16 protein-coding genes are annotated in these 9,401 nt (G+C 59.6%); all 16 read right to left on the minus strand.

From position 1 onward, the window contains the following. Nucleotides 1-336: P-type ATPase actuator domain-containing protein (locus JCM12296_RS29560; RefSeq protein ID WP_479690888.1), on the minus strand; the 336-nt coding region annotated here is incomplete at its 3' end. Then, entirely contained in the window at nucleotides 291-635 is a 345-nt protein-coding gene (locus tag JCM12296_RS29565; RefSeq protein WP_054700525.1) for a hypothetical protein, read from the minus strand. The genes JCM12296_RS29560 and JCM12296_RS29565, both read right to left, overlap by 46 nt. Then, on the minus strand, nucleotides 560-1,129 hold the full coding sequence (locus tag JCM12296_RS29570; RefSeq protein ID WP_157068009.1) for a hypothetical protein: 570 nt from the start codon (nucleotides 1,127-1,129) through the stop codon (nucleotides 560-562). The genes JCM12296_RS29565 and JCM12296_RS29570 overlap by 76 nt, the downstream gene beginning before the upstream one ends. A 165-nt stretch (nucleotides 1,130-1,294) precedes the next feature. Further along, nucleotides 1,295-1,810, minus strand: coding sequence for a c-type cytochrome (locus JCM12296_RS29575; protein WP_054700530.1), 516 nt, complete (start codon nucleotides 1,808-1,810; stop codon nucleotides 1,295-1,297). Then, on the minus strand, nucleotides 1,811-2,038 hold the full coding sequence (locus tag JCM12296_RS29580) for a hypothetical protein (RefSeq protein WP_054700532.1): 228 nt from the start codon (nucleotides 2,036-2,038) through the stop codon (nucleotides 1,811-1,813). A gap of 1 nt (nucleotide 2,039) precedes the next feature. Next, a complete protein-coding gene (locus JCM12296_RS29585; protein WP_054700535.1) occupies nucleotides 2,040-2,315 on the minus strand; it encodes a cbb3-type cytochrome c oxidase N-terminal domain-containing protein in 276 nt (91 codons plus the stop codon). Nucleotides 2,316-2,324: 9 nt separating this feature from the next. Next, a complete protein-coding gene (locus tag JCM12296_RS29590; RefSeq protein WP_157068010.1) occupies nucleotides 2,325-2,588 on the minus strand; it encodes a cbb3-type cytochrome oxidase assembly protein in 264 nt (87 codons plus the stop codon). A 55-nt stretch (nucleotides 2,589-2,643) separates the two neighbouring features. After that, on the minus strand, nucleotides 2,644-3,000 hold the full coding sequence (locus JCM12296_RS29595) for a four helix bundle protein (protein WP_213183644.1): 357 nt from the start codon (nucleotides 2,998-3,000) through the stop codon (nucleotides 2,644-2,646). A gap of 91 nt (nucleotides 3,001-3,091) precedes the next feature. After that, nucleotides 3,092-4,027: a cbb3-type cytochrome c oxidase subunit II gene (locus JCM12296_RS29600; protein WP_054700543.1), complete on the minus strand. Its 936-nt coding sequence runs from the start codon at nucleotides 4,025-4,027 to the stop codon at nucleotides 3,092-3,094. Beyond that, a complete protein-coding gene (locus JCM12296_RS48360; RefSeq protein WP_281492196.1) occupies nucleotides 4,024-4,824 on the minus strand; it encodes a cbb3-type cytochrome c oxidase subunit I in 801 nt (266 codons plus the stop codon). Before JCM12296_RS48360 ends, JCM12296_RS29600 begins: the two co-directional genes overlap by 4 nt. Beyond that, complete coding sequence (locus JCM12296_RS48365; RefSeq protein ID WP_281492197.1) at nucleotides 4,761-5,393, minus strand: cbb3-type cytochrome c oxidase subunit I; 633 nt, start codon at nucleotides 5,391-5,393, stop codon at nucleotides 4,761-4,763. The genes JCM12296_RS48360 and JCM12296_RS48365 overlap by 64 nt, the downstream gene beginning before the upstream one ends. A 156-nt stretch (nucleotides 5,394-5,549) precedes the next feature. After that, the gene (locus JCM12296_RS29610) at nucleotides 5,550-6,179 is read right to left on the minus strand and encodes a cytochrome c3 family protein (protein ID WP_246805083.1); all 630 of its coding nucleotides are present in this window, start codon (nucleotides 6,177-6,179) and stop codon (nucleotides 5,550-5,552) included. 79 nt (nucleotides 6,180-6,258) lie between these two features. After that, nucleotides 6,259-7,671, minus strand: a complete 1,413-nt coding sequence (nrfD, locus tag JCM12296_RS29615; RefSeq protein WP_083456643.1) for an NrfD/PsrC family molybdoenzyme membrane anchor subunit — start codon at nucleotides 7,669-7,671, stop codon at nucleotides 6,259-6,261. After that, on the minus strand, nucleotides 7,659-8,006 hold the full coding sequence (locus tag JCM12296_RS29620) for a quinol:electron acceptor oxidoreductase subunit ActD (RefSeq protein ID WP_054700550.1): 348 nt from the start codon (nucleotides 8,004-8,006) through the stop codon (nucleotides 7,659-7,661). The genes nrfD (JCM12296_RS29615) and JCM12296_RS29620 overlap by 13 nt, the downstream gene beginning before the upstream one ends. Further along, complete coding sequence (locus JCM12296_RS46185; protein ID WP_246805098.1) at nucleotides 7,996-8,544, minus strand: hypothetical protein; 549 nt, start codon at nucleotides 8,542-8,544, stop codon at nucleotides 7,996-7,998. The genes JCM12296_RS29620 and JCM12296_RS46185 overlap by 11 nt, the downstream gene beginning before the upstream one ends. After that, a complete protein-coding gene (nrfD, locus tag JCM12296_RS46190) occupies nucleotides 8,529-9,314 on the minus strand; it encodes an NrfD/PsrC family molybdoenzyme membrane anchor subunit (RefSeq protein WP_246805100.1) in 786 nt (261 codons plus the stop codon). Before nrfD (JCM12296_RS46190) ends, JCM12296_RS46185 begins: the two co-directional genes overlap by 16 nt. Nucleotides 9,315-9,401: the final 87 nt, after the last annotated feature.

Genomic DNA, 9,401 nt, shown 5'->3' on the forward strand with positions numbered 1-9,401 from the left:
GAGGGCGGATTCGTCCACGCGCGCGCTGCCCGACACCACCCGGCCGTCCGCCGGTACGATCTCGTCGACCTCGACGGCAAAGCGGTCGCCCACGGCCAGTTGCCCGATGGAAGCATACCGCCCCGACGGCCATTGGTCGTTGACGATGCGCACCTTGCTGGGCTGCAGAGCGAAGAAGGTATCCAGGTCCCGGCGAACCCGGCCGCGGGCCTGCTGTTCGAGCAGCTTGCCCAGCAGCACGAGGGTGATCAGCATGCTGGCCGTGTCGAAGTAAAGGTGGATGCTGCCACTCAGCCAGTTGACGAGGCTGTACACATAGGCGCAACCGGCGGCCATGCCCACCAGGGTCTCCATGCCCGGCGCAGGTGGACCAGGCCGAACCAGGCCTTGCGCAGCATGGGGCCGCCGCCGTAGAGGAACGCCGCCGTGGCCATGAGAACGATGGGCAGGGAGATTTTAGAGACCGCATCGCCGGAAAGGTCGGTGAAAAAGCCGGCATACAGCGCCCAGGAAAGCATCATCACGTTGGCCGAGAGCAGGGCGGTGATCACCAGGCGAATCAGTTCGCGCCGCAGGTCCGCCTGGGCGTTGGCGCCGGCATCGGCGTCGTGAACGGCGTAACCCAGGCGGGCCACCGTGCGCTGGATATGCGCCGGATCGGTGCGGTCGGGGCGGTATCGGCAGCGCAGGCGGTCGGTGGAAAAGTGACAGGTGCTTCGGTGACCCCCTCCAGCCGACCGAGGGCGGTTTCGATTACCCAGGCGCAGGCCGGGCACCACATGCCCCCGACCGTCAGATCCAGCGAGAGGGTGTCGGTCATCTCGCCAGCCGTTTCGACGGCTTCACGTGCAAGGCCCATGGCCGCATCATCCTGTCCGGAATCCTTCATGCGGATCAGGTCGGCTTCACTGGCCGGAATCACCCCGGCGGCCACGCATTGGCGAAAGAGATCGGTCTGCCGGAAGTCGGCCGGATCGTCTACCTCGGTTGATTCCAGCAGCATCGTATAGACCATCCGGCAGCCCTGGCAGCAGAAGTAAAGCGTATGGCCATCGATGGTGTGGGTGATGGTTCCGTGGCGAAGCGGCAGGCCGCAAAGATCACAGCAAGGCGGGATGGAAGAATTCACGTGGCGATTAAAAAATGGGTGCTTGTGTGCGTAAATAAGGGGCGGGAAAAATGACAAATGCCAAAATCCAAATGACAATTGGTGGAATGCTGTCGATTTGATGTTAAAATCGGTCCGATCCTTCAATTGACATTTGCGCTTTGGCATTTGACATTGCCCACGCGTTCAGCGTGGGCCGAGGCTTTTGACATACGCAATCACCCGCCACCGATCCTCCGGGGCGATGGTGGTGGCCAGCGCCGGCTGGCGGCCGCCGGGAATGCCGAAGCTGATCTCCTTGAAAAGGGTGCCCTCGGCCATGGTCTGAACCTTGGCGTCGCGCAAATCCCGGGGCTTGGGGGCGAAACTCTGGCCGACGGTGCCGTAGCCGTCATCGTTTTTCCCATGGCAGTGGACGCAGTAATAGCCGTATCCCGTCTTGCCGGCCGCGATGACCGCCGGGTCGGTGAGCGAGAAGGGCGGCTTGAGATCCTCGGCTGCGGCGCTATGGTAGAAGGCTTCTCCGCCACGGGTCGGTACGCTGCCCGCCGGCATCACCGGGATGGGGTGCTCGTGGGGTTTGATGGCCGGGGTGCGCCACATGCGGCCGACGGGCATCAGTGTGTCATAGGCGGTGATCAGGCCCCAGGCGACCAAACCCACCGTGCAGGCGATCAGAACAACGGAAAGGATGCGAATCATTTAATTTCCTCCGGCCCCGCGCACATGCTGGGCGTTGGGCATCCGTTGGTAGACGGCGTAGGGTGACGAGGCCGGCACGTCCCTTACCGGGCGATAGTCCCAGGTGGGCTGGCCCATGTCCGAGACCACATAAAAGGCCAAAAAGCCCTTGAACAGGATGATGCCCAGCATGACGCCGAGCCAGATCCAGGTCCTGAAAAGCGACGGCTGATGGTGATGTTCGTTCATATCAGATCTTCACTCCCAGTACACCATGCATGACGATGTAGAAAAAACCCCAGATGAAGGCGCCGGCGATGATCAGCATCATGATCAAGGGGTAGGGCGCGTCACGTTCCTCGATCCCGTCGGCATAGCGGCCGGTAATGCGCTTTTTGCCGGCCTCGCTGTCCTTGCCGTGCAGATGGGCGAAGGCCAGTCCCACCCCGAAGACCACCATGAAGAGCAGGGTCGGAAAGAGCCAGGCCATGGTATGTTGGAAACTGAGCAGTTCAAAAAAACGCATGGGAGAACCTCATTGCTTGCTGAAGTAAAGGGCGAAGGCCAGCACCGCCGCCGTCGCGCCGATGCCGATCGTCGCCAGGATAAAGAGCCCGTAGGTCTCGATGCGGCCCATCCGGGTTGCCTTGACCGGCGGCGCGTCGGCTTCATCCTTGAGGGGCAGATAGCGCGCCCGCTGCTGGTCGCCGAACTGCCCGGTCCGGAAGGCCCAGTAGAAAACCGCCAGGCTGAGAACGATGCCGATGGCGATGTAGGCGATGAAGTAGGGATAGTACATAATGGATAATGTCAAGGTTCAAATGACAAATGTCAAATGAAGGTTGAACTCCTTTTTATGGGTTTCGGCACGAATTGGCGATTGATGAAAAGATCAGCGTCAGTTCGTGGGCTTCCTGCCAAAGTCGGCGAATGGCCTCTTTCTTTTCCGGATTCGCCTTGGCGATCATTCGAAGCCAGTGCTTGGTCTCCTTGGCCTCTTTTCGGCAAAGCTCGATTTTGTATTTAAAGTCTTTTTTGGACCCGGCACTGTCGGCCTCCATGTAATTTGCGCCGACACTGGTGCCGGATCTGACGATTTGTCTGACCAATACATCATTAATCCGGTTTTCGGGAAGCGACTGGGCAAGTTCGATGACCTGCTCGCCGAAAATTGCCGTTCTTTCTTCTAAGTCGTATACAGCCGTTTCCACTATACATGTTCATTTTTGACAGATTCGTAAAATAGATAGAATACCTTCAATTGACATTTGTCATTTGAACTTTGGCATTCCGCTTACGGCCTCACGGCTCGTAAGCCGCATCGATTCCCCGCGGCGCCATATTCGCATCACTGTCGTTGATAAAATAGACCGCCACGTAGTTGCCCACATCCCAGATTTTTTCCGATTCCAGTTCGCGTTTGAAGTAGGGCATGGCCGTGCCGGTGATGCCGTTCATGATCTGGTAGTAGAGAATTCCGCCGCTGATCTCGCGATTCTTCAGAAGCGTGAAATTGAGCGGTGGCGGGTAGATGTACGGCTGGGCCGGTCCCATGCCGTCGCCCACCGGACCGTGGCAGCCCAGGCAGAAATCCTGATAGATCTTGTGGCCGCGGGCCAGTCCCGCATCGCTGGTGGGATAGGGGTTGGGCACGTCGCGCCATCCCTGGGGAATATTTTCGCTGAGCCACTGGATATTGGCATCCGGTCCGGCCTCATAGGCCTTGATGGCCTCGGCTTTCCAGTGGGTCTGGCGTTGCATGCGCTGGTCGGCGTTCTTCATGCCCAGGCTTTGCACGTAGCGGATCAGTTGGGTCATGTTGGTGTCGCCCAGGAACTGGAAGGGCGGCATGATCGAGAGCGGCCGGGTATACCGGGGATTGACGAAGTGGGCCACGTGCCAGTCGTCGGGATGCTCGCCGCCGTCCTGGGAAAGATCCGGACCCGTGCGCTGGGAACCCAGCAAGATCGGATAGTCGGCCACGTAGTCGCCGGCCTGGGCGATGCGCTCGGCCCCCAGTCCCCAGTCGATGCTGCGAATGGACTGGCTGTGGCAGTAGACGCAGCCGTTGGCGATGTAGATCTTCCTTCCGGCGGCTTCCTCGAGGGAGCGCTGGCGGAAGATATCCGATGGCGTGGTCTGGCTGGTATGCTGATACGGCAGCAAAATGACCACGAAAACGATGGTTGCCAGGATCAGCAGTGAACCGACGACCACGGCAAGGGGAGTCATTTTCATGATGACGCTCCGGCTTTTCCGAACAGTGAGCGAACGATATTATAAAATCCCAGCACGGCACTGGAGAAGATCATCAACCCCAGGCCGGCGCGGACCACATAGTAGACGTGGATTTCCGGCAACACCCGGTAGACCGTCTCGCCGTTGAGCCAGGCGTTGCCCTGGATCAGGCCGGCGATGGTCAGCACCACGGTGAAGCCGACCATGCCGATCAGCACCATCCAGTATTGGAAGTCGGCCAGGAAGCGGCTGAACAGCGGTTTGCCCGAGATCTTGGGAATGGTGTAGTACAGCCCGCCCAGGGCGATCATGCCGGCGAAACCGAGGACGCCGATGTGGGCGTGGGCCACGACCCAGTTGTTGAAGTGGGTCACCCGCTGAACGTCGGGCAGGGCCATGAGCGAGCCCTGGATGCTGACAAAGAAGTACATGATCGTGCCGGTGAAGACGAACTTGGCGCCGATGTCGGCATGGATCTCCCCCAGCCGACCCTTGGCCGTGTACCAGATGTTGATCAAGAAGGCCATCACCGGAATCACCATGGCCACGCTGTCCACGATGGCCACCACCTTGAGCCAGGTGGGCACGGGCACCTGTAGCAGATGGTGGGTGCCGATGTGGGTGTAGACCACGATCAGGGCCCAGAATCCCAACAGGGAGAGGGTATGGCTGTAGAGCGGCGCCCGGCAGGCGCGTGGAATCACATAATAGGCCACGGCCGCTGAAAACGGGGTCAGCAGCAGGCCGAAGACGTTGTGACCGTAGAACCAGAGCAGGATCGCATCGGGAATGCCCACCAGGCGCCGCTGTCCGGCTTCCAGATGACATTGCCCAGGGCAAAGGTGCAGAAGGTAAGAATCACCCCGGCCAGCATATACCACACCGAGACATAGAGGATCGGCTCCTGGCGGTTTTTTACGGTCAGGATGAAGTTGATGAAGACCAGGCCGAAGGCGGCCACCACCATGATATCCAGCGGCCAGATCAACTCGGCGTATTCACGTCCCTGGGTCATGCCGGAGGCCAGGCTGGCCACGGCACCGATCAGGGCGATGTTCCAGGCGATGACGGTGAATACGCCCAGGCGCTCGCTGAAAAGGCGCGTGCGCAACAGGCGGGGGATGAAGTAAAAGGCCGCCGAGAGCAGACCCGGGGTGACAAAACCGAACAGCACCAGGTTGACATGCGTGGGCCGCACGCGTCCGAAAACGATGCCGCCCATGTTGGCGGTCAGGTCCGGAGCGACCAGTTCGGTGGCCCCCAAGAGTCCGTAAAAGGTGGCCACCATCATCCAGAAGGCGGATGTCAGGGCAAACCCCTTGGCGGTGGTGTTGGGGGAATCAAGGGCGTGGATATCAATGGCCAAGAGTTACTCCTTTATGTAAACGACGATATCTGTCTACTTGAGCAAGTGAGTGTTAAGTTTAAAGTGTTAAGTGTTAAGTCGTGGATCGTATCGATTTTAAGAAAAACGATGGGACGCCTTCTCTTTACACTTAAAACTTAACACTTAACACTCCATTTAATTATGACACGCCAGCCAGCATCCGACATTCACGCCGAGATCCCGATGGCACTGGATGCAAAAGCCCATTTTGAACCGCGTGCCCTTCAGCCGATCCATGCCGCGGACGTCCCCGTGGCATGCTTCGCAGGCGATGTCGCGCTTGATGTGGCGCTCGTGATTGAAGACCACGTGTTCGGCCAGGGTGAAGACCTTGACCCACGGGGTGGGCGTATCGCTGTTGAAATAGTCGTGCTCCTTCTGGATTTCCGGGTGATTGGTGATGATGTAGTTGTGGCAGAAGAGGCACTTTTCCACCGGCGGCATGCCCGGATGGATGGATTTGTCCACATACGAATGGCAGAAGCGGCAGTCGATGGCCTTGTGGCCGGCATGCAGCCGGTGGCTGAAGGGAATCGGCTGGGCCGCGCCGATGCGCGTGGCCGGCGAGGCATAGAAAAAGAAGAGGAATCCCAGCACCAGAAAGACGCAGCTCATCACCCAGACCATGGGACCGCGGTTCGCCCAGATCTGTACCAGCGTTTCGCCGAAGGCGGTGAAAAAACGCATGGGCCGTCCCCGGGTACCGATGAGAATGACGATCACCGCGAGGGTGAGCAGCGAAAAGGTGGTAATCAGAATTTCCATAGTAAGGGCTCAGGGGAATAGGGGTTTAGGCGTTTAGGCTGAAGGGGCGCGGTCCACTCAAGCCTTTGTCTTCCTTCTATTAATGGGCTTCTACCGTCAGCCGGTTTTCCGCCCCGGCCGCCAGCAGTTCCGGAAATGTCTTCAGATACCGGGTCACGGCAATGGCCAGCAGGCCGAAGAAGCCAACGCCCACGGCAACTTCCACCCAGCCCAGCGGCAGATGATGGACATGGGGGTGAAAGGCCGGACCGAGCAACAGGTAGTGCTCCAGCCAGATGCCGAGCATGACGGCCAGGCAGATCACCGTCATGGCCTGGGGGTTGGTCTTGATCCGGCGGTTGATCAGGATGATGAACGGCGCCACGAAACAGCCGATGAAAACCGTCCAGGCCAAAGCGTTCCAGGGCGTGGCATGGTGCGTTCGATGATGTAGCTGGTCTCTTCGGGAATGTTGCCGTACCAGATGACCACGAATTGGGCGTAGAAGAAATCGGCCCACACCAGACAGAAGGCGAAGAAGAGCTTGCCGATGTCGTGAAACTGGTTCTCCGCCACGCGGTAGTCGTTTTTTCTCGCTGAGGTGCAACCGGGCGCTGAGCACGATCAGCGCGCCGAAGCCGATGTAGACCGCCTTGATGAAGCTGTAGGCGCCGAACAGGGTCGAGTACCAGTGCGGGTCGGCGGCCATCACCAGGTCGTAGCCGATCAGCGAGAGTACCAGGGCGAAGGCCAACAGGTAGAGGATGGCAAAGGTGGTGGTGCGCGCGGCGAACTTTCGTTCGTCGAAAGCCTTGCCCTCCCAGCGTTTCAGCAGGCGGCGGCCCAACGGTCCCGACGCGCCCCGCTCCTTCAGGGTGAAGTAGAGGCGGTGATAGAGAAAGACGATGCCAATCCCGTAGAGCAGGCACAGGCCGATAAAATCACGGCCGAAGAGGAAGGGCACGTTGAGCCAGACCTCCTTGCCGTGCAAATCCGCGTGCATCCAGGGAAAGACGTACTGACGACCCAGAAAGAGAATCAAAAAGAGCACTAGGGAGACCGGGAAAAAGGCGGCAAAGGCCTCGCCGATATCCGCCAGGGGACCGCTCCAGCGCGCCTTGACCGTGTGCATCAGGGCCGAGAAGAGCACGGCGCCCTGGGCGATGGCCGAGAAAAAGAGAAAATTGAGCAGGTAGGCCTGCCAGGCCCGGGCCGGATCGCCGATGATGGCCACGGCGATGAAAATCAGCGCCCCGGCAATGAACAGGCCGGTGAAGATTTTCATCAGCGAGGGCTGGGGGCGGTTTTCAGACATGGTCTTCTCTCCGTTAGGCTGCGGGGTCATCGACAACGTTGGTCTCGGCGCCGCTTTCCTCGAAAAAGCGCACCAGTTTTTCCTTCTCCCGGCCGCGCAACGGGCCAGCACACCAAAACGGTCGCCGCTGAAGCGGTCGTCATAACCGGCGACGGTGGAAAAGCGTGGCAGGCGCGCCTGGGAGATCAGCCCCAGCACGTTGCCGAAAACGGCGAAGAGAATCGTGAACTCGAAGCGACGATGAAAAACGGAACCAGGGCCACCACCGGCTTGCCGCTGACGATCAACGACCAACGCGTGGCGGTGAAGGCCGCCAGGAGAAAACCGGTGAAGAAACCGATGATGCCGCCGCCCAGGGTAAACCAGCCCACCCGGCTTTTGGGCAGCTCCAGGGCCTGTTCGATGGTGTGGCTGGGGATCGGGCTGTGTACCCGCTCGATGGTCCAGGGGGTTTCGCGCAAACGGTCGATGGCGTTGGCCGCCCCGTTTTCGCTGGCAAAGATGCCCATGATGGAAACCGTATCAGCCGGCATGGGAGGCTCCTTCATGCAGGGTTTCTTTCATCTCGGTCATGGAGACCGACGGCATGTGCTTGACGAAGAGCACGAAGAGGAAAAAGAAGAGGCAGAAACTGCCGATCATGATGCCGAATTCAACCCAGCTCGGTGAGTACAGGCCCCAGGCATGGGGCAGAAAATCGTGGGCCACGGACCCGATGATGATTACGAAGCGCTCATACCACATACCCACATTGACCAAGAGCGAGATGATGAAGAGCAGGCGGATGTTGGTGCGGATCTTTTTGAAGAACAGCAGCAGCGGGATGAAGACATTGCAGCTGACCATGATCCAGTACTCCAGGGCGTAATCGCCAAAGGCCCGCCAGCGGAAGGTCTCCATCTCCACGGGGTTGTGGCTGTACCAGGCGATGAAAAGCTCGGTGGCATAGGCGAAGCCGACGATCAGGCCAGTGAAGATGATGGTTTTGGCCACGCTTTCCAGCACCTGATCGGTGATGATCTTCTCGTAGCGGAAGATCACCCGCAAGGGAATCATCAGGGTGACCACCATGCCAGGCCCGAGTGGATGGCACCGGCCACGAAGTAGGGGGCGAAGATGGTCGTGTGCCAGCCGGGAACCACGCTCAGGGCGAAGTCCCAGGAGACCACGCTGTGCACCGAGATGACCAGGGGCGTGGCCAGGGCGGCGAAAAAAAGGTAGCCGCGGGCGTAATGGCGCCAGATTTCGAATTCGCCGTTCCAGCCCAGGGCCAGCACCGTGAAGATCTTGCGCCGTACGCCGATGGCGCGGTCGCGGATGATCGCCAGATCGGGCAGCATGCCGGTGTACCAGAAGAGGCTGCTCACGGTCAGGTAGGTGGAGATGGCCACCACGTCGAACATCAGCGGCGATTGGAAGTTGGGCCACAGGGTGCGCTGGTTGGGAAAGGGCAGCATGTAGAAAACCATCCAGACCCGGCCCAGGTGGATGAAGGGAAACAGCCCGGCGGTGCACACGGCGAAGACGGTCATGGTCTCGGCGGCCCGGGCGATGGGGTTGCGCCAGCCGGCCCGAAAGAGGTGCAGGATGGCCGAGATCAGGGTTCCCGAATGGGCGATACCGACCCAGAACACGAAATTGATCAGGTAGGTGCCCCAGTGCACGGGGTTGTTCTGGCCGCCCACGCCAATGCCCACCAGGATTTGAACCATCCAGCAGGCGGCGCCCATGAGCACCCCGGCGAAGAGAACGGCCACGGTCACCCAGTAGCTGCGCCGGGGCGGGAGCAAGGTGTCGAGAACGGTATCGTCGATGGATGCGTATGTTAATGATTGTTCCATGGCTGCCTTATATGGTCCCATCGTTTCGCGGTAATCCCCGTAGGGGCGAAAAATCTTTCGCCCTTAACGGTTGTGACGTTGGGCGAA

Origin of the sequence: Desulfosarcina cetonica JCM 12296, assembly GCF_001311845.1 — a bacterium.
In the GTDB taxonomy this organism is placed as follows: domain Bacteria; phylum Desulfobacterota; class Desulfobacteria; order Desulfobacterales; family Desulfosarcinaceae; genus Desulfosarcina; species Desulfosarcina cetonica.